We start from the raw sequence: 19,768 nt of genomic DNA on the forward strand, positions 1-19,768 counted from the left end.
TTACTTCAGCAATACACCCGGATTCATAATGTTATTGGGATCCAACGCCGCTTTTATCACCCCAAGGGCGGCGTATTTTGTGGCGGTGGCATAGGTTTTCAGATCATCGGTTTTTAGCCTGCCGATGCCATGTTCGGCGCTGATCGAGCCCCCGTTTTGATGGGTCACTTCGTTGATCGCCATACGCACTGCGTCGATGATTTCAGGGTGGGCTTTCACAAAATCCGCCTTAGCAATGCCTTCGGGCGGGAAGACATTGTGATGGATATTCCCGTCCCCGATATGCCCGTAGCTGTTGATCCGCAGACCCGAATGAATAGCACACAGGGCGTCTTCGGTCTGGGTAACGAAATCGGCAATGCGGTTGATCGGGACCGAGGTGTCGCTGTTGCAAAACGCCCCCGTCAGGCGGTTGGTTTCAGGCGTGTTTTCACGCAGCGCCCACAGGTCTTCGCTTTGGCTTTGGGATTGTGCAACCACCGCATCCAACATCAAATCCTGTTCAAAAAATGAGGTCAGACCCTCTTCTACTTTTTGGGTCAGGCCAACGGGACCATCGAATTGCAACAGCAGGTGCCAAGGATATTTTTCGCTGAACGGAGCGGGCAGTTTGGGGAAATGATGGCGCACCAAATCTACGCCAAAGCCGCTCATCAATTCAAACGCAGACATGCAGTCGCCCAGAATTTTACGCAGTTGTTTGTAGACCTGCACCGCGTCGCTGTGGGACCGCAAAGCGCAAAAAGCGGTGACGGATTCAGGGTCCACAGGCTTTAGCACAAGGGTCGCTGCGGTGATAATGCCAAGGGTGCCTTCACTGCCGATCAGCAGGTGGCGCAGGTCGTAGCCGGTGTTGTTTTTGCGCAGGGGGCTTAATTCGTTTAATATTGAACCATCTGGCAGGACCGCTTCGATGCCAAGGCATAAATCTCGCGCATTGCCATAGCGTAATACCTGAATTCCCCCCGCATTTGTCGCCAGATTGCCGCCGATACAGCAACTGCCCTTGGATGCCATGCTAAGGGGGAACATCAAATCCTGATCCGTGGCTTTGTCGTGGATGTCTTGCAAAATGCAGCCCGCTTCGGCCACCATGACACCATCCTCAACCGAGATATCGCGCACGCGGTTCATCCGTTCCAAGGATACGATCACCGCACTGGGGCTGTCGATGGACAATTGCCCAGCCACGACGCCCGTGCCACCGCCATACGGAATGACGCCGATTTTTGCAGCGTTGCAATATGTTACGATTTCAGACACTTGCGCGGTGTTTTCGGGCAAAAGGATCAGCGCGGCCTGTCCTGTGAACCGCCCGCGCGGGTCGTCGAAATACCGTTCCATATCGGCGCCGGTCTTCCAGCCTGTGGCCCCGACAATAGCTTTAAGATCGGCGAAACCCTGTGCGTCGGGTGTGGTGAAACCTGATGTCATTGTGTCGTCTGATCCGTAAATTGTGGCATGCTCTGCCAATGCTAACTGAAAGATTTCCTTGCGCAAATCATATCAATTTTATTTCTTGTAAAGATAAATTTACAAAACCCGCCCCGGATGGTGGTCTTCGACGGTGGAACAAATCTGTTCAAACAGACGGTGGACCAACTGTATTTTAGAGCAATCCGAACGGGTTAATATCCCCAAGGTGCGCGCAGTTGTGGTCGGCCCAAGCGGGATTTTACGCAGGCCTTCAAAAATCGGATCAGGTACACAGATGTTCGGCCCGACAGAGACCCCAAGGTTATGGGCCACCATGCTTGACAGGTTTTCAAGCGAGCCCATTTCCATCGCGTCATGCACGGTAACTTTGTTATTTGACAACCATTCCTCGGCCAGCATCCCGACCGAGGCTTGGCGCGTGTGGCGGATATAGGGTTTGGTGGCGAGGATTTCGAAAGGATCGTTTTCCGTCACTTCAGGCGCGGTCAGCAGCACCAGTTCTTCCTCAACAAATGGCATCCAGTTCAGGTTGCGTGACAGGCGGGTTGGTTCGCTAAGCACGGCGGCATCCAGCGTACCGCGCTCCACTTGTTCCAGCAAGTTGGGTGACAATTCAGGCACCACGCGGATGTGCAGATCAGGGTAAAGTTCCATCAGCCGTTTGATGGATTTCGGGATCAGGCCGCGAATGGTTGACGGCACAGCGCCTAAAACCAACTCTCCGATCATGCGGGGATCGCCTGTTAAATCGTCAAGGATGGTTTCATATTCCGCGACCACGGCTTTGGCTTTTGGCACCAGTGCCTTGCCCAATTGGTTCAGACGCGGGGTCTTGGCAGAGCGGTCAAACAGGGTGACGTTCAACGAGTCTTCCAGCCGTTTCATCTGCTGCCCGACTGCCGCATGGGTCACAAAGATTTTTTCGGCGGCGGCGCTGAAGCTGCCGTGTTCGGAAATGGCGATCAGGGTTTTGAACAGGGATATGGTCATCTGTATGCTTTTGCAGTTTCGGGTTTGCTGCCCTTTAATAAATGATCGCTTTACATAAACGCAAATAATAATGATTTGATTTAAGCTATTTTTACATCAACGGTGGAAAGGGACATTATATTTAGGGTGGAATCGTGGGAATAGACAAAAAGATCGTCGCGGATTTTGTGAACAACGGGATCGAGCTGGTGACGACCGTGCCGTGTAAGCAACTAGCTGGTGTTATTGACGAAATTGATGCCTGCAAGGACATTTACCATATCCCCTCCAACAAAGAGGATGAGGGAATCGGCATCTGCGCGGGGGCCTTTATGGGGGGGAAACGCTCTGCGATCATCATGCAAAACACCGCCATCGGGGTCACCATCAACACGCTGGTAACGCTGACGCAATTCTACCGCATGCCGTTGCCTATGTTGATTTCCTACCGTGGGGAATTGAAAGAACCCGTCGCCTGTCAGGCGGAAATGGCGGTTCATACCAAGGCGTTGCTGAACCAGCTGCATATCCCAACCTATCATTTTCACCAGCAATCTGACGCGGATGAGCTGGATACAATCCTGAAATACACCTTCATGTGCAACAAACCGGTCGCAATCCTGACCGACGCAACCTTCTGGGGAGGCTATGGCGACCAATGATACGTTCTGAAGTTTTGAAGACCCTTATTCCTGTCATTTCCGACCAGTTTGTTGTGTGCAACATCGGACTGCCCAGTCAGGAGCTGCATATGATGGATGACCAGCCGACCAATTTTTACATGCTCGGGACCATGGGGTTGTCTTCGTCCATCGGGTTGGGGGTGGCGCTGGCGCAAAAGCAAAAAGTGATTTCCATTGACGGGGACGGTTCGGTTCTGACCAACTTTGGCACCCTGCCGACGATCGCCAATAATGTGGCGGATAACTTTATCCTGCTGATTATCGACAACGGCAGTTACGGCTCGACGGGGGATCAGCCGACCTATGCGGGGAAGAAAACCTCGTTGGCAGCGGTGGCCACCGCGTGTGGCTGTGAAACGGTGATTGAATGTCAGGCCGAAGACTGCGCGGATGTGATGCGGGACGCAATCGCTAGTGACAAGATGACAATCATCGTGTGTAAATGCGAGAGTGGAAATATTAAGGTGCCCGTTATTACCAAAGATCCAGTTGTGATTAGAGACAGATTTATGACAGCACTAAAGGCGGCAAACACCTGATAAAACACTAACATAATCGACACAGCACAATAGGGAGGAACAATTATGCTGAGAAGATCCATTTTGAAGACCGGTGCAGCACTGGCCATGATCGCGAGCTTTGGGACAGCCGCGGCAGCAGACCTAAGCGGGCCGGTGAATTACATCATCCCATTTGGTCCTGGGGGGGAATCCGACATTTCAGCGCGGCTACAACAGCCGTTTTTCAAAGATAAATTCGGTCAGGACTTGGTTGTATCTTATCAACCGGGCGGCGGTGGCGCTGTGGGTTGGGCGTCTTTGAACACTCTGAACGGGGACGGCCAGACCATTATGGGCGTGAACCTGCCCCATATCGTGATCAAACCCGCGCAAAAAGATGTGGGCTTTACCACGGCTGATCTGAACACGTTTTACATGTTCCACTTTACGCCTGATGCATTGATTGTTCCGGCAGACAGCCCTTATCAATCCTTGGATGATTTGATTGCCGATGCCAAAGCCCACCCCGGTGAGGTGACGATTTCGGGTTCAGGCAAGGCCAGCGCAAACCATCTGGCGCAGATCAAGTTTGACAAAATGACAGGCGCGATCACCACCTATGTACCGTTCAAAGGCACGGGTGCGGCGGTGACGGCATTGCTGGGCAATCAGGTCAAAGCGGAATGGGGCTATACCACTGTTGGGGCCGCCCAAGGCGAAGCGGTGCGCATGTTGGCCGTCGCAATGGAAGAACGCCACCCGTTGTTTCCCGATGTCCCGACTTTCAAAGAGCTGGGTTTTGACATGATCGGTGGCGCATACCGCGGCATTGCTTTGCCAAACACAGCCAGTGCAGAAACCACTAAAATGTGGTCCGACATGATCGGCGCGATCAATGCGGATGACGCCTTCCGCCAAAAGATGCTGGACGCAGGGTTTGCCATGCTCGACGTGGATGCGGCCGGGATGCAAGACTTTATGGCGGCGCGGACAGATGAGTATCTGAAAGACGCCCGCGAAGCCGGTCTTATTAAGTAAGTAAGAGTGATCACGCCGGGGAGGCATATATGAACTGGGATCACTTTCTGACCGCTCTGTCACCATTGAATTTGGTGCTGGCGTTGTTCGGTGTCGCAGCAGGAACAATCGTAGGGTCAATCCCCGGCCTGACAGCCACAATGGCACTGGCGGTGCTGGTGCCTATCACCTTCAGCATGGATCCGGCTTCGGCTTTGATCCTGCTGGGGGCGATTTATACGGGCGCGCTTTATGGCGGGGCATATGCCGCCATTCTTTTGAACACGCCGGGCACGCCTTCGGCGATTGCAACAACCTTTGACGGTTATCCCATGGCCAAACGGGGGGATGGCGATCTGGCGGTTGCGCTGGCCTGTTTCGCTTCTGTTTGCGGTGGATTGGTCGGGGCGTTTGCCTTGCTGATGCTCGCCCCGCCTTTGTCAAAGGTCGCGCTGGCCTTTGGCCCCATCGAATATTTCTGGCTGTCCATTTTTGGGCTGTCGCTGATTGCTTCCCTGTCCACGGGCAACCTGATGAAGGGGCTTGCGGGCGGTGCATTCGGCATGATCCTGTCCACCGTTGGTGTGGCTGAAATTTCCGCCGACATCCGTCTGACCTTTGGCAGCCAAACTTTAATCAGCGGCTTTGGCGTGGTGGGCACTTTGATCGGTCTCTATTGTATTCCCGTGTTGATCGATCTTGTGGCCGTCCCTGACAGACATCTTAAAGTCGAAGATGACGTGAAAACAGTACGCATAGCCGAGGCTTTTCGCATCGCGATGCGATCAAAATTCAACCTGATCCGCTCCTCTGTGATCGGCACTTTGGTTGGCATTCTGCCGGGAGCAGGCGGGTCCGTTGCTGGGCTTGTTGCTTATTCCGAGGCGAAACGTGTCGCCAAACCCCACCAAAAATTCGGCGAGGGCGAAGCTGACGGCATTCTTGCCGTTGAATCCGCCAATAATGCCACGGTGGGCGGCGGTTTCATCCCGACTTTGGTGCTGGGTATCCCCGGAACCCCGCCAGACGCAATTGTTCTGGGCGCGCTGCTGGTGCAAGGCGTGCGCACGGGGCCGACCATGTTCCAGCAAAGCGGCTCTATCGTTTACACCTTTATCTATGGGTTGATTGTGGCGACGGTTCTGATGCTGCCCATTGGCCTGTTGATCGGGCGGTATGCCTATAAATCCATTGTCACCATTCCCAAAGCGGTGCTGGTGCCTGCTGTGGGTTTCATGACGATTATCGGGACGTTTGCGATCCGGAACAGTATTTCAGACGTGGTGATCATGCTGTGTCTTGGGGTGTTTGGCTGGGTTGTGGCGCGGTTCGGGTTTGCTGCATCTCCCATCGTTCTGGGCCTGATCCTTGGCCCCATTGCAGAACAAGGCTTTGTGCAGGGATGGACCATCGGGGCCGCCACACATAACCTGTTTGGCATGTTTTTCGGGCGACCGATTTCACAAGGCATCATCGCCTTTACCCTGATAACCTTGCTGCTGCCGATCTTTGTGGCCCGTAAAAACCGGAAATCCAAACAGGGGGCAACCACATGAGCCAACCATCTGCGGCCCGCTCTGAAGGGCAAATCGGGTCTTTGATTGTGTCTGCAATGTTTATGCTAGCGGGGGCTTTCACTTTGTATGATGCCGCCAGTTATACAGACCGAGACAGTCAGGTCTTTCCTCAAACGGTTGCGGTGATCCTGATCATCACGGCAGGGATTTCATTCATCACACGCTTGTTGAAACCCAATGATCGCGGCGGCATCGGACAGGGCAGTTGGTGGCGGCGTATTGTGCTGGTGCTCAGCATGTTGATCGCCTGTTTGTTGATGCCAAAAGTCGGTTTTCTGCCTGCGGGTGTGATTGCCTTTGCAGGTGGGTTGATCGCGGCGATGCATGATAAATGGACGCTGCGCACGGTTCTATTGTATTGGGGTAGCGGCGCGGTGGTGATGGTGTGTTTCTTTTCACTGTTTAAATATGTCCTGCATGTCCCGCTTCCCTGAAGCCTTTGCCCAAAAGCGCCCATTGTGATGTTCTTTGACACTACCATCCACTGCTACGACGATGCGCGACGGATCGCCAAGCGGCGGCTGCCTTGGATGGTGTTTGACTATATCGACGGTACGGCGGGCACAGGCGACGGGGCGCGGCGGAACAGGGATGCGATCCAATCCATCCAGTTGCAGCCACGGGTTTTGAACAACGTAGAAAACCGCACCATGGGGGCAAAGCTTTTCGACGCCCCAACAGGTCTGCCCTTTGGGATAGCCCCGATGGGCATGTGCAATCTGACCGCACCGACTGCCGATCGGCTTTTGGCGGGGTTGGCTGCAAAACACAAGATTCCTGTGGGTGTCAGCACCGTATCCTCCACCTCGTTAGAGGACATGTTTCGCCTGTCTGACGGCAACGCTTGGTTCCAACTGTACATCAGCCGCTCTATGGAAACCGCCGAGCGGTTGATCGCACGGGCCAAGGCGGTGGGCTATGAAACTCTTGTGCTAACTGTTGATGTGCCCGAGGTCGGACGCCGCCCGCGCGAATTGCGCCGTGGTTTTAAAATGCCGTTCCGCATTGGTCCCAGACAATTCATTGATTTCGCATGTCACCCCGGATGGGCGCTGCCGCAACTGATCAAAGGTAAACCTGAAATGGCCAATTTCGGTGGCACCTTCGGGGAATTTGACCGTGAGGAAAGCCGCGCAGGCGCGGATTGGGATCTGCTTGCAAAAATACGCGAAGGCTGGACGGGCAATCTGGTTCTGAAAGGCGTGTTAAGCGATCTGGACGCGTTAAAAGCGCAAAAACTTGGCGTGGATGCGGTTCAGGTTTCCAGCCACGGCAGCCGCCAATTGGACAGCGCCCCCCCTGCCATCCACGCGCTTTCAGCAATCCGGCAAGCCGTCGGTCCGGATTTCCCCCTGTTCTATGACAGCGGTATTCGCAGCGGTGAAGACATTGTAAAAGCCTACGCAAAAGGCGCGGATTTTGTCTTTGCAGGCCGCCCGTTTTCATTTGCCATTGCAGCGGGGGGCGCAACAGGGTTACGTCAGATGAGCGATGTTCTGGCCCAAGAGGTCAGCATCACATTGGCCCAATTGGGGCTGCGCAAACTGGATGAAATCACATCAAGCGTTTTTGCCTAAACCCCTGACCATACTAAAGGATTCTACAATGGAAGTGCTTATTCTCGGGGCGGGCGGTATTGGCGGCTATCTGGCTGCACGTCTGTCAGAAGCTGGTATCCCCCCGAGATTGCTGGTGCGCCCTGCACGGGCGGCGCGGCTGAAAGCGAATGGGTTGCGCCTGACCAGCCCGCTTGGAGATTGGTCTGGCACACCAGTGATTGAAACCGATGCGCACAACTGCCCGCCAACTGATATTGTGATCATTGCGTGTAAATCCTATGATCTGAATTCGGCCCTTGATGCGGTGGCCCCTGCTATGGGCGCCAAGACTATTCTGATCCCGTTGTTGAACGGCGTGCGCCATATGGATCAAATTAAAGCACGTTTCCCCGACAATATCATTTGGGGCGGCGTGGCCCAAATCGGCGTGCGGGTCGACCCTGACGACACGATCTGCCACTTTAACGCATCCAACCATTTTTTGATGGGACCGCTAGACCAAGCAACCCCTGATCCTCGTGTGGTCGACATGGTTGCGCGACTGGTTACAGGCCCGACACAGGCCAGAATTTGCGCCGATATTCAGCAAGATCTTTGGGAAAAGCTGGTGTTTCTGGCGACGCTCGCAGGGATGACCTGTCTGATGCGGGCCTCGGTCGGGACCATCCTTGCCACCGAATATGGCGAGTCTCTGGCCCTGCAATTATATGGAGAGTGCGCCTCTGTCGCCAGCGCTGCGGGTCATCCGCCAGGCGCGGCTGTGCAAGAAAAACACCGTGCCGCTTTGACGGACCGCAGCTCCAATTCAACTGCCTCGATGTTGCGCGATATTCTGGCAGGATCACAAACCGAAGGCGCACATATTTTGGGCGATCTGGCCACCCGCGCCGCAGCGGCCAATCTGCCTGTGCCGCTGCTTCAAACCTGCGTGACACATCTGCAAGCCTATGAAATAGATCGTCAAAATACCTGATCCGAAAGGGCGCTAGGCCCAGTCGCGGCAGACGTATTTAACATCTGTAAAAGCTTCCAGCCCAAGCCGAGACCCCTCGCGGCCCAAGCCCGATTGTTTCACCCCGCCAAAGGGGATCGGTGCGCCTGTAACTTTGGTGCGGTTGACCGCAACCATACCGAATTGCAAGGCGCGGCTGGCACGGTAGATGCGGCGCGGGTCTTGGCTGTGCAGATAGGCGACCAGCCCGTATTCGGTGTCATTGGCCCGCTGGATAGACTCTTCTTCGGTATCAAAAGCCGCGATGGCGGCAACAGGGCCGAAGGTTTCTTCGTGCATGATTTTTGCATCAGGGGGCACGTCGGCCAAAACCGTTGGTTCAAAAAACAATGCCCCCGCCTTGTGTCGTTTGCCACCGCACAACAGCCGCGCGCCCCGCTCAAGCGCGTCGCGCACATGTTCTTCTTGTTTGGCAACCGCGCTTTCGTTCATTAACGGACCGATATCAGGGTCATCCGCCCCTGCGCCAACGCTTAGGGCGGCGGTGGCTTTGGCAAAGCCTTCGCAGAACCGATCATAACATGCCCTTTGCACAAAAAACCGGTTCGCGCCCAGACAGTCTTGCCCCGATGTTGCAAATTTGGCTTTGATCGCCTCGGTGATCGCGCGCTCCATATCCGCATCGTCAAACACGATAAACGGGGCGTGGCCACCCAGTTCCAACACCAAACGTTTGATGGTGTCAGCCCCTTGGGAATACAGCAATCTGCCGATTTCGGTCGAGCCAGTGAAGGAAACGGCGCGTACCCGCGAGTCTTTCATCCACGCCCCGACTATTTCAGCCGCATCGCCTGTGACCACGTTGAACACCCCTTTTGGCAGGCCGGCGCGGGCGCCAAGTTCTGCCAGTGCCAGCGCGGAAAACGGTGTTTCAGCAGAGGGATGGGCCACAACTGTACAACCCGCAGCCAAGGCCGCGCCAGCCTTGCGCGTTAACATGGCTGACGGAAAATTCCACGGAGTGATTAAGGCCGCCACCCCGACGGGTTCACGCCAAACTTCAACTTCGGCGTCGGGCAGATGTGATGTGACGCCTTCAATATTCGGGCGGCGGGCTTCTTCGGCGTAAAATTCAAAAAAAGACGCGGCATAGTCGATTTCACCGCGGGATTCAGAAATCGGCTTGCCCTGTTCCGCCGTCATAATCCGCGCCAGATCCTCGCGGTGTTCCAACATTAATTCATACCAACGGCGCAAAATTTGCGAACGGTCTTGGGGCAGTAACCCTGCCCAATCCGGCCAAGCTGCGCTGGCTGCGGTCACTGCATCGCGGCTGTCATTCGCATCAAGCCGCGCAACACTCCCCAAAAGCTGCCCATCCGCAGGATCGGTGACGGGAAAGCTGGCATTCGCATAGCCCCCGATCCATGTGCCGTTCACATAGGCAAGGTTGCGGCACAGTTCTGGAGTATCCAGTTCGGGCATGGCGGTAGAGTGTTTCGGGGAGAAATTGATCATTGCGCGGGGTCCTTGCAGGGAAAGGTCACTTTCAAAGCAGGCTATCGCAAGGCGGGGGGAGGGTGTCTCGGTTCTTTGGGGGGAATTCCGAACAGTTCGCCGCAGAATTAACGATTTTCCGAGGAATCCTCGGCGGCGCGCTACCCGTCGGCGAACAACAGATCGAACGGCGGCGCGGAAGATTTAACCGCTTTGGTCACTACATAGGTAAAGTACCGTGCCAGCCCGGCATCTTGGTCCAGCACTCTGTCCATCAGTTGCTGATAGCTGTCGATGTCACGACAGATCACCTGCAAAAGATAATCGAACCCGCCACCTAACGCCCAACATCCTGTGATGTGATCATGCTGGTTAACGATTCCCTCAAAGGCGGAAAACGCCTCGGCGTTGTGGTTGGCCAGTTCGGCCAGGACAAACACGGTCACATGAGGGGTCAGGTGTTTTAGCGCCACATCGGCGTGATAGCCTTTGATGATGCCTGCGGTTTCCAGCCGTTGCAACCTGTCCCAACATGCTGTCGCGCTTAGGTTGACCCGTTCCGCAAGGGCGGTTTTGGAAATTCTGCCCTCTGTGGAAAGGACTTTAAGAATGGCGAAATCGCGCTTGTCGAGTTTTATAAAGCTCATGGTCTAGTGATGCGCGTCGGGCGAGGGCTTGTCAATTGTACTGATTAAAGCGAGTATAAAATATCATGACAAACTGGCCCCCAGATCCCGAGACCATCACACGCCCTGCGTATCGTTCGCTTATTCAGGCGATCGAAGCGGCCATTCAAAGCAATGCGCTGAAACCGGGCGATCAACTGCCGCCCCATCGCAAACTGGCCTTTGATCTGAACCTAAGCGTTCAAACGGTCAGCCGTGCCTATGACAAGCTGACCGAGGCTGGCAAAATCGTCGGCGAAGTGGGGCGCGGTACCTTTGTGCGGGCGGCAAGCGACGATGTTTCGGTGCCCTTTGTCAGCCGCAAAACGGCGGGGCAGGTTCTGGATATGTCGATCCTGAAACCGGTAATCGACCATGCCCATGAAGTAGCAATGCAAAAGGTGCTGCGGGCGATGGCGCGGTCTGTTTCAGGGACGGTTCTGGGCGGGTCCAGACCGGATCATCTGCTGGACGGAGAAATCAGCGCAGAGCAGCGTTGGCTGGGGCTGTGCGGGTTAGATGTGCCGCATTCGAATGTGATCGTGACCAACGGCAGCACCAGTGCGATGACGGTCGCTTTGATGACCGCAGCACAATCCGGTGACCTGATCGTGGCCGAGGATGTGGGGCATCACACATTGCGTTCTTTGGCACAGTTTTTAGGGATGCGGTTGCGCGGGGTGGCCGTGGATCAGAACGGGATTTGCCCCGATACACTAGAGGATTTATGCCAAAAAGATCAGGTGAAAGTGTTGTATTTGATGCCAAGCGGGACCAATCCGCTGGGGTTCACCATGTCAGAACAGCGCCGCGCCAAAGTGGTGGATATCGCCCGACGCTATGATCTGCTGATTGTTGAAAACCACGCTTGGGGGCCATTGTTGGACGGCCCGCCGCCAATGGCCAGCCTTGCGCCAGAGCGGGTCTTGTTTTTCACCAGTTTGACCAAATGTATCCTGCCGGGGCTGCGTGTGGGCTATCTTGTGGTGCCCGATCATCTGGCCTTGGCGGCTGCCAGCCGTCATCTGGTGACCAACTGGATGGCGACCAATCTGATGACAGAAATTGCCATTCGCTGGATCGAAGATGGCACGGCTGAAATGTTATTGAACCGCCAAAGGCTGGCGCTTGCGGATCGTGCCGAATTTGCGCGCAATCTGCTTAAGGGGTTGGACTATCGGCTCGGCCCGAACGGCTTTCACATTTGGCTTTATTGCCGCGATGCCGAGGAAGAACGAAAGTTGGTGAATTCAGCCCGCCAAATGGGTGTGGCCGTTGCCCCAGGAGCCAGCTTTTCTATCGGTCCCCATGACCGTCACACGGGGATTCGCATTGCCCTTGGCGGGCTCAGTTTTCCGGATTTTGCCCAAGGTTTGCGGGTAATCGACCGTTTGGCGCGGTCTGGAAAATACTAATTCCCCCTGATCTGCCTCACTGAAATTGTCATGGTTCAATATTCACATTGACTTGATTGTCTCGGTTCGAAATGTTCGCCTAATCATGACAATTTGCACGCGATGGCCTTTGAAGGCCGCTCGCGGCGATAAAATATAGGAGGACGTAATGTCTATTTTCAGAACACTTCTTGCCGGGGGAATTATCGCCTCTGTCTCTACCGTAAGTGCAATGACCGCCGCGCAGGCCGATACGTGGCGCTATGCATTCGAAGAGGCGATGGACGAGGTTCAGGGTAAATACGCCCAGAAATTCAAAGAGGAAATCGAAGCGAATTCCGATCATGAAATCCAGCTTTTCCCCTATGGCACCCTTGGGGAAAGCGCGGATATTATGGAACAGGCCCAAGCGGGTATTCTGCAATTCGTTGACCAGTCCCCGGGCTTTACCGGCGCTCTGATCCCGGAAGCGCAGGTGTTTTTTGTACCCTACCTGCTGCCGGATGACGAAGAGCAGCTGTTCGAATTTTTCCGCACCTCGAAAGCTGTGAATGAGATGTTCCCAGAGCTTTATGCCAAGCAGGGGCTGGAATTGTTAACCATGTTCCCAGAGGGAGAAGTGGGGATTACAACGAAAGAACCTGTTAACGCGCCTGAAGATTTTGATCAGGTCAAAGTTCGTGTGATGACAAATCCTCTGCTTGTCGAAAGCTATAAAGCTTTTGGCGCGACGCCAACGCCGCTGCCTTGGGGTGAGGTTTACGGCGCGCTGCAAACAGGGATCATTCAAGGGCAGGAAAACCCGACCTTTTATATTCTGTCCAACAAGCTTTATGAGGTCAGCGACTATCTGACCTATATCGGCCACAACAATTTCACCACTGCTGTAATGGCCAATCAGGACTTTTACGCAGGTCTGTCAGATGCGGATAAAGAGGTTGTTCAAAACGCCACCGATGCGGCGTTTGAATATATCCTTGAATATCAGAAAGGCCAGACGGCCGAAGCCATTGAAGGCATCAAAGCCGCCAAGCCCGACTATACGATCACTGTGTTAAGCGACGAGCAACGCCAACCCTTCCGCGATGCGGCAGGTCAGGTGGAAGAAGCTTTCATCGGCATGACAGGAGATAGCGGCAAAGCCCTGCTAGAGCAGTTCAAAGCCGATCTTGAAGCGGTGAAATAACGTCCAAGTTTGAAAACACGGTCCTCCGGCCCTGCGTCGGGGGACCGCCATTCTTAAAAATTTCTTTCATGTGATGCGAAGGGCTACGCAGGTGACAGAAGCAAACCACAGTTCGCAAGAACAATCCAATAGCGACACAACCAGCGTCGATGATGCCCCGCTTGAAGCCTATCAATCAAGTTTGCCGGGTTTTCTGGGTACGATTGACACCGGGATCAGCCGCGTTGAATCCCTGATGCTGGCGGCAGGTGTTTTGCTGATGGCGGCCAATACCATGTCCAATGTGGTGGGGCGTTTTGTGTTTCAAAGCTCGATCTTCTTTTCTGAAGAATTGAACCGCATCCTGATTATTCTGATTACTTTTGCCGGTATTTCCTATGCGGCCCGCCATGGGCGTCACATTCGGATGTCGGCGATTTTTGATGCCCTGCCGCCCAAGTTGCGCAAGCCGCTGATGATCCTGATTTCGCTGGTCACGGCAGTCTTTATGTTCGGGCTGGCGTGGTATGCGACGCAATATATCCTGACCCAAGCAGGGCGCGGGCGGGTGCTGCCTGCGCTGCAAATTCCGGTGTGGATGCCGCTGGTCTGGGTGCCGATTGGCTTCTTCATGACGGGGCTGCAATATTTGCTGACCGCCATTAAAAACTTGATCGAAAAAGACATCTATCTGTCGACCAATGTGCTGGAAGGTTACGACGACAACGAGCAGGAGATTTAGGTCATGGCTGTTACCATATTTTCAATCATGATTGTGCTGCTGTTGCTGGGCTTTCCCATGATGATCCCGCTGATAGTGGGGGCGTTTGTGGGGTTTTTCATGCTGTTTGACGGCATGGCGCAGATGGAAACCATGATCCAGCAGATGATGGCGGGCATTCGGCCAGCGTCCCTGATCGCGGTGCCCATGTTCATTTTTGCCGCTGATATTATGACCCGTGGCCAATCTGCGGGGCGGTTGATTGATATGGTTATGGCCTTTGTCGGCCACCTGAAAGGCGGGCTTGCGGTGTCTACTGCGGCGGCTTGTACCATGTTTGGCGCGGTATCGGGATCGACGCAGGCCACCGTTGTGGCGATTGGTTCCCCCTTGCGCCCGCGCATGTTGAAAGCAGGGTATAAAGACAGCTTTATTCTGGCGCTGATCGTGAATTCATCGGACATTGCCTTTCTGATCCCGCCCTCTATCGGGATGATTATTTACGGCGTGGTGTCCAACACATCTATTGCAGAACTGTTCATCGCAGGGATCGGGCCGGGCTTGTTAATCCTTGTGCTTTTCTCAATCTATTCCGTGATTTACGCGATCCGTAACAACGTCCCGACCGAGGAAAAAACCACCTGGCCAGAGCGGTTGCGCGCTGTGCGTCAGGCGCTTTGGCCCATGGGGTTTCCGGCCATTATCATCGGTGGCATTTACGGGGGCATCTTTTCCCCAACCGAGGCTGCCGCCGCCTGTGTGCTTTATGCTTTGCTGCTGGAAACCGTGGTCTTCCGCTCGCTTGATTTTACTGGTGTTTATGAAACCGCAAAATCCACCGGCCTGATCACGGCTGTTGTCTTTATCCTTGTGGGGGCAGGGGCTGCGTTTTCTTGGGTGATTTCATTTGCGCAAATCCCGCAGGCAATCCTTGGGTCCATTGGCATTGACGAAATGGGCGCTATTGGCGTGTTGTTTGTGATTTCCATCGCGTTTTTCATCGGCTGTATGTTTGTGGACCCGATTGTGGTGATCCTTGTGCTGGTGCCGATCTTTGCCCCTGTGGTGAAATCTGTCGGGCTGGACCCTGTTTTGGTGGGCACGGTGATCACGTTGCAGGTGGCGATTGGTTCTGCGACACCGCCGTTTGGCTGCGATATTTTCACCGCCATCGCCGTGTTTAAACGCCCCTATATCGACGTCGTGCGCGGTACACCGCCCTTTATTCTGATGCTGCTGAGTGTTTCAGTCGCGTTGATTTTCTTTCCGCAGATTGCGCTGTTCTTGCGTGATCTGGCTTTCGCAAAATAACCAGAACAGGAGACAGGCCATGTTTACCCATATCCTTGCCCCCTACGACGGCTCGATCACTGCCAACCGCGCGTTGTTAAAGGCGGCGGAAATGGCCAATCTGACGGGGGCGAAAGTGACGCTGCTGACCGTCTATCGCCATCATTCCATGCTCGAGGCGTCCCTGTCCATGGTGCGGGTCAGTGACCCTGGAAATCTGGATGATGCCATGCGGGATCATGCGACTGAAATCATTAACCACGGCAAAGTTGTGATGGCCGAGGCCGGGGTGACTAACCTGCGCGCCTTTGTGCGCTCTGGCCGTCCTGCGCGGGCGATTTCCGAATTCGCCGAACGGCATGAGATTGATTTGATCGTGCTGAGCAGCCGCGGGCTTGGGTCTTCGGGTGACAGCTACCTTTTGGGCAGTGTGTCACACAAGGTGATCGGACTGGCGAAAATGCCGGTTCTGGTGATCTGAGCGGCGCAAAAACACGCAATTCCCGATCCATCCCTGCTATTCGTTGAAAGGATGATTGACACGGGCCAATTCCATGATGTCATTACCCTATTCCATGCCGCTATTTGTTCCGTACGGGCCAAAGCTGGAATAAAACTGGCCAGTTCAAAACAGGGAGTCGCGTCATGACAACGTTTCAGGCAAATTTCACCACGACAGAGTATATCCGACGGATCGAAAAGACCCGTAAAGCGATGGCCGCCAAAGGGTTGGATGCAATTGTGGTCAGTGACCCATCCAATATTTCATGGCTGTCTGGCTATGACGGCTGGTCGTTTTACACCTATCAGGCGGTCATCCTGACCCATGAAGGGGAACCGGTTTGGTGGGGGCGGGGGATGGATGCGCTTGGCGCGCGGCGCACCGTGTTTATGGAAGACGATTGCATCCGTGGCTATGACGATATTTTTGTGCAAAACCCCGAAAAACACCCGATGGAAGACCTGTCCAAACTGCTGAAAGAAATGAAGTTGGACACGTCAGTTATCGGCGTTGAGATGGACAATTATTACTATGCGGCGGCGGCCCATGTCACGTTGTTGCGCGAATTGCCCAAGGTCAAGTTTCAGGACGCCACCGCGTTGGTGAACTGGCAACGTGCGGTGAAATCTGAGCGGGAAATCGAATATATGCAACGGGCGGCGCGGATTGTTGAGTCTATGCATGAACACATCCTGAATGTGGCTGAACCCGGTATGCGTAAGAATGATCTGGTGGCGGAAATCTATGCGGCGGGTATTCGCGGGGCCGACGGTTTTTGGGGGGATTACCCTGCGATCGTGCCTATGGCACCCTCGGGTATGGATGCGACAGCGCCCCACCTGACGTGGGACGACCGCCCGATGGAAACAGGCGAGGCGACGTTTTTTGAAATCGCAGGTGCCCATCGCCGCTATCAATGCCCGCAATCGCGCACCCTGTTTTTTGGCGAAGTCCCGCAAAAATACCGCGATGCGGAATCTGCGGTTCTGGATGCGATTGAAGCCGGGCTTGAACAGGCCAAACCGGGCAATAAAGCCGAGGACATCGCCAACGCCTTTAACGCAACGTTGAACAAGGCGGGATTTGAAAAGGACAGCCGCTGTGGCTATGCCATCGGCATCAGTTATCCGCCTGACTGGGGCGAACGGACCATTTCGTTCCGCCGTGGGGATACGACAATTCTGGAACCGGATATGACCTTTCACTTCATGCCCGCCCTTTGGCTAGATGACGGCGGGTTGGAAATCACCGAACCGTTGCGGATTACGGAAACAGGCTATGAATGTTTCTGCACTACGCCGCGTGAGTTGTTTGTGAAGGCATAAGTCGACTAGTGAAAGTCTGCGGCGGTTTTGGTGTTTGACGTAGCATAAACCGCCGCTTCCTGTTATTTTCAACCTATGAAACAGAAAAAACCGTCCTCATCCCCACCCGAACATCGCTTTGCCGCGTTACCTGGTTGGGCTGTGAATGGACGGGTTGAAGATCTGGAAACCTGCGCCTTTGCGGCTGGCGCGTCGCTTGCAATTCTGCACGGTTTGGTGATGGACCAAAGCGATAATGTGCCGGTTGATCTGTTGCGCAATCGTCTGGCCTTACGATCAAGCGAGTTGTGTTTGGGGATTGAGGGGCGCAGCGATTCAATCGGGGATATCCGCGATGCGGTGCATCTGGCGCGGGCGGGTGAAGCTCTTGGACCTGCGGGCGACATGTTTATGCGCTGGCGCAGCGGGGCTTTGATCGGTTTGCGACAAAAAGATTGGCAGGCTCAATTGGCGGCTTGTTTGCCCGAAGTAGTTGGGGATGTGTTGCCCGATTGGGTGGATCGGGCTTGTGAATTGGGCAGTCCCGTGGCGCAGGCCGCGACCATGTTGCGGCTGGTGCTTGATAGGTTCCCGCGCGAAGAAGCCAGCGCATTGATCTGCGCCGATGCAGTTTTGGCCCGTGGTTTTGGCTGGCCCAAACCGGTTCCCCTGATGGCGCTGCATCTAAAACGCAGCGCCCTGCGCGATCTTACCCCCGAGACCTGCCACCGCGCCATCGGTTTAGCCGCCCAAACCGCCGTGCGTATGGCCGAAGACCTGACCCGCAGGGCTGCGGAGTTACAAAAGGTGGCTCCGAAATTACGCTCCAAAGGCTCGGATTACGCAGTTGCCTTGTTTCTGCGTGAAGACGCGATTTCCCCCAGCACCATGTTATCCCCCGTGATCAAAGGCACAAAAATCCAGATGACAGACCGGTCGGCCCGCCGTTTGTGTGACCGCCTTGTCAGCCTTGGGGTGGTCAAAGAACTGACAGGCCGCGCCAGCTTTCGTTTGTACGGGTTGGCGTGATGAGCGGCGAAAAAGAACCGCTGTTTGACGCAGACTTGCCCGACCTGCCGCCCGAATTGCGCTGGCGCGAATGGATGGGGCGGGTCGAGGCAGTGCTGTTCGCCAGCCCCGATCCCGTCCCGCGCGAGGTTTTGGCTAAACTGGTCGGGCAGGGCACGCAGATTGATCTGCTGATTGACGACATACGCGCAGAACTGGCCCAACGCCCCTATGAGCTGGTCTCAGTGGCGGGCGGTTGGATGCTGCGCACCCGTACCCAGTTCAGCGCGGCAATCCACAAAGCCACCCAAAGTGACGATCAAGGCGTGACCCTAAGCGAGGCAGAGCTGGGGGTTCTGGCCACCATCGCCTATCAACAACCGATCAGCCGTGCAGAGTTGAAGGATGTTTTCGGCAAAGAGGTTAACCGCGACCTGATCGCCCGACTGCAATATAAAAAGCTGATCGCGAATGGCCCGCGCACCCCAAGGGCAGGCGCGCCCCATACTTTTGTCACCACGCAGGAGTTCTTGGTGACCTTCGATCTGGAAAGCCTGCGCGACCTGCCAGAGATGGATTTTCCCCTACGCGTCCCCCAGAAAGCCCGGTCAGCCGGGATGAAAAAAAATCTCTCGTAGCCCTGTAAATAACCTTGTTGCAAGGCCGGTCCATATCCACTTACAAAGATAGGTATTGGAGGATCGTAATGGTCAAAATTGGTAAAAACGAGATTTTTATTCAAGATACAGGCGGTGATAAACCCGCGTTGCTGATGCTGCATGGCATCATGATGGATCACACGGTTTGGCAGCATCAGGTAGAGACATTTTCACCCTATTACCGTGTGGTCTGTATGGATCTGCGCGGGCATGGAAAATCCACTTCTGACAGCGCGGATATTTCCTTTGAAGATCATGCAGGGGATATTCTGGCGCTGGTTGAACAGCTTGCATTGCGGGATATAACCCTTGTGGGTTGGTCCATGGGCGGGTCTATTGCGCTGTTATTGGCGGCCAATCACGCGGATAGATTTTCGCGTCTGGTTCTGGTGTCAACGACGCCGCAATTGCTGGCGGGCGCTGATTTCAAACACGCTTTGCCTGTGGAACAAGCCGAGCAGTTGGGGAAACTACTGTTTGACGATTTCCAAATGGCCTGCGCGGCATTCTGTGAACTGGTCTCATCAGAAAGCGATTTTGTTGCAGAGAAACTGTGCCGCATCGCCCGAAAAACTCGTACAGATGTGGCGATGTCTACATTCCAAAGTTCAGGCGCGCGCAATTTGCATGCCGAACTTAAACGGATCACCTTGCCGACCCATATCATAGTCGGTGCGATAGATTTCATCTGCACACCCGCCGCCAGTGACTACATGGCAGAAGTCATTCCGGGGTGCACGACGGAGGCCATCCACATTCAAAACGCTGGCCATGCTCCGTTCATGACCCAGACCGAGGTTTTTAACAAAGTGTTTGCCAAAGCATTGGCCTAGCACAGGTTTCGCCTCTTCCGTGGAGCGGTTTGATAC

Annotated in this window: 20 protein-coding genes; 16 read left to right on the top strand and 4 right to left on the bottom strand. The window is 54.7% G+C overall.

Features of this window, described 5'->3' with window-relative positions; genetic code table 11:
* Window positions 1-1,434 carry an FAD-binding oxidoreductase gene (locus GGE09_RS13530; protein WP_309746675.1) on the bottom strand — a complete coding sequence of 478 codons (1,434 nt, stop codon included), beginning with the start codon at window positions 1,432-1,434 and terminating at the stop codon, window positions 1-3.
* Window positions 1,435-1,533: 99 nt separating this feature from the next.
* Window positions 1,534-2,427, bottom strand: coding sequence for a LysR family transcriptional regulator (locus GGE09_RS13535; RefSeq protein ID WP_309746676.1), 894 nt, complete (start codon window positions 2,425-2,427; stop codon window positions 1,534-1,536).
* Window positions 2,428-2,561: 134 nt separating this feature from the next.
* Between GGE09_RS13535 and comD the strand changes: the two genes are divergently transcribed.
* From comD to GGE09_RS13570, 7 genes are read left to right on the top strand one after another with little or no spacing between them, the layout of a single operon-like run.
* Window positions 2,562-3,068 carry a sulfopyruvate decarboxylase subunit alpha gene (gene comD / locus GGE09_RS13540; RefSeq protein WP_309746677.1) on the top strand — a complete coding sequence of 169 codons (507 nt, stop codon included), beginning with the start codon at window positions 2,562-2,564 and terminating at the stop codon, window positions 3,066-3,068.
* Window positions 3,065-3,628 carry a sulfopyruvate decarboxylase subunit beta gene (gene comE, locus GGE09_RS13545; protein WP_309746678.1) on the top strand — a complete coding sequence of 188 codons (564 nt, stop codon included), beginning with the start codon at window positions 3,065-3,067 and terminating at the stop codon, window positions 3,626-3,628. The genes comD and comE overlap by 4 nt, the downstream gene beginning before the upstream one ends.
* Before the next feature lie 45 nt (window positions 3,629-3,673).
* Window positions 3,674-4,627, top strand: coding sequence for a tripartite tricarboxylate transporter substrate binding protein (locus tag GGE09_RS13550; protein ID WP_309746679.1), 954 nt, complete (start codon window positions 3,674-3,676; stop codon window positions 4,625-4,627).
* Window positions 4,628-4,656: 29 nt separating this feature from the next.
* The gene (locus tag GGE09_RS13555) at window positions 4,657-6,162 is read left to right on the top strand and encodes a tripartite tricarboxylate transporter permease (protein WP_309746680.1); all 1,506 of its coding nucleotides are present in this window, start codon (window positions 4,657-4,659) and stop codon (window positions 6,160-6,162) included.
* Entirely contained in the window at window positions 6,159-6,617 is a 459-nt protein-coding gene (locus tag GGE09_RS13560; RefSeq protein WP_309746681.1) for a tripartite tricarboxylate transporter TctB family protein, read from the top strand. The genes GGE09_RS13555 and GGE09_RS13560 overlap by 4 nt, the downstream gene beginning before the upstream one ends.
* A 27-nt stretch (window positions 6,618-6,644) precedes the next feature.
* Window positions 6,645-7,760, top strand: coding sequence for an alpha-hydroxy acid oxidase (locus GGE09_RS13565; protein WP_309746682.1), 1,116 nt, complete (start codon window positions 6,645-6,647; stop codon window positions 7,758-7,760).
* A 28-nt stretch (window positions 7,761-7,788) separates the two neighbouring features.
* Complete coding sequence (locus GGE09_RS13570; protein WP_309746683.1) at window positions 7,789-8,715, top strand: 2-dehydropantoate 2-reductase; 927 nt, start codon at window positions 7,789-7,791, stop codon at window positions 8,713-8,715.
* A 12-nt stretch (window positions 8,716-8,727) separates the two neighbouring features.
* Here the strand turns inward: GGE09_RS13570 and GGE09_RS13575 are convergent, their stop codons facing one another.
* Together GGE09_RS13575 and GGE09_RS13580 are read right to left on the bottom strand one after the other, a co-directional pair.
* Window positions 8,728-10,179, bottom strand: coding sequence for an NAD-dependent succinate-semialdehyde dehydrogenase (locus GGE09_RS13575; protein ID WP_405048555.1), 1,452 nt, complete (start codon window positions 10,177-10,179; stop codon window positions 8,728-8,730).
* Window positions 10,180-10,352: 173 nt separating this feature from the next.
* On the bottom strand, window positions 10,353-10,829 hold the full coding sequence (locus GGE09_RS13580) for an Lrp/AsnC family transcriptional regulator (protein ID WP_309746838.1): 477 nt from the start codon (window positions 10,827-10,829) through the stop codon (window positions 10,353-10,355).
* A 74-nt stretch (window positions 10,830-10,903) separates the two neighbouring features.
* Here GGE09_RS13580 and GGE09_RS13585 point away from each other — a divergent pair, with 74 nt between their 5' ends.
* The 9 genes from GGE09_RS13585 (at window position 10,904) to GGE09_RS13625 (ending at window position 19,732) form a co-directional block, all read left to right on the top strand.
* On the top strand, window positions 10,904-12,271 hold the full coding sequence (locus GGE09_RS13585; protein WP_309746685.1) for a PLP-dependent aminotransferase family protein: 1,368 nt from the start codon (window positions 10,904-10,906) through the stop codon (window positions 12,269-12,271).
* A gap of 148 nt (window positions 12,272-12,419) precedes the next feature.
* Window positions 12,420-13,436 carry a TRAP transporter substrate-binding protein DctP gene (gene dctP, locus GGE09_RS13590; protein WP_309746686.1) on the top strand — a complete coding sequence of 339 codons (1,017 nt, stop codon included), beginning with the start codon at window positions 12,420-12,422 and terminating at the stop codon, window positions 13,434-13,436.
* Window positions 13,437-13,509: 73 nt separating this feature from the next.
* The gene (locus tag GGE09_RS13595) at window positions 13,510-14,157 is read left to right on the top strand and encodes a TRAP transporter small permease (protein ID WP_309746687.1); all 648 of its coding nucleotides are present in this window, start codon (window positions 13,510-13,512) and stop codon (window positions 14,155-14,157) included.
* A 3-nt stretch (window positions 14,158-14,160) separates the two neighbouring features.
* On the top strand, window positions 14,161-15,447 hold the full coding sequence (locus GGE09_RS13600; protein ID WP_309746688.1) for a TRAP transporter large permease: 1,287 nt from the start codon (window positions 14,161-14,163) through the stop codon (window positions 15,445-15,447).
* Window positions 15,448-15,466: 19 nt separating this feature from the next.
* Window positions 15,467-15,907 carry a universal stress protein gene (locus GGE09_RS13605; protein ID WP_309746689.1) on the top strand — a complete coding sequence of 147 codons (441 nt, stop codon included), beginning with the start codon at window positions 15,467-15,469 and terminating at the stop codon, window positions 15,905-15,907.
* 164 nt (window positions 15,908-16,071) lie between these two features.
* Entirely contained in the window at window positions 16,072-17,253 is a 1,182-nt protein-coding gene (doeA, locus tag GGE09_RS13610) for an ectoine hydrolase DoeA (protein ID WP_309746690.1), read from the top strand.
* Between the two features lie 75 nt (window positions 17,254-17,328).
* Window positions 17,329-18,261: a DUF1403 family protein gene (locus GGE09_RS13615; RefSeq protein ID WP_309746691.1), complete on the top strand. Its 933-nt coding sequence runs from the start codon at window positions 17,329-17,331 to the stop codon at window positions 18,259-18,261.
* Complete coding sequence (locus tag GGE09_RS13620; RefSeq protein ID WP_309746692.1) at window positions 18,261-18,878, top strand: SMC-Scp complex subunit ScpB; 618 nt, start codon at window positions 18,261-18,263, stop codon at window positions 18,876-18,878. Before GGE09_RS13615 ends, GGE09_RS13620 begins: the two co-directional genes overlap by 1 nt.
* Before the next feature lie 68 nt (window positions 18,879-18,946).
* A complete protein-coding gene (locus tag GGE09_RS13625) occupies window positions 18,947-19,732 on the top strand; it encodes an alpha/beta hydrolase (protein WP_309746693.1) in 786 nt (261 codons plus the stop codon).
* The last annotated feature ends 36 nt before the right edge of the window (window positions 19,733-19,768 follow it).

Source organism: Roseobacter sp. N2S (assembly GCF_031454055.1).
Classification (GTDB): Bacteria; Pseudomonadota; Alphaproteobacteria; order Rhodobacterales; family Rhodobacteraceae; genus Amylibacter.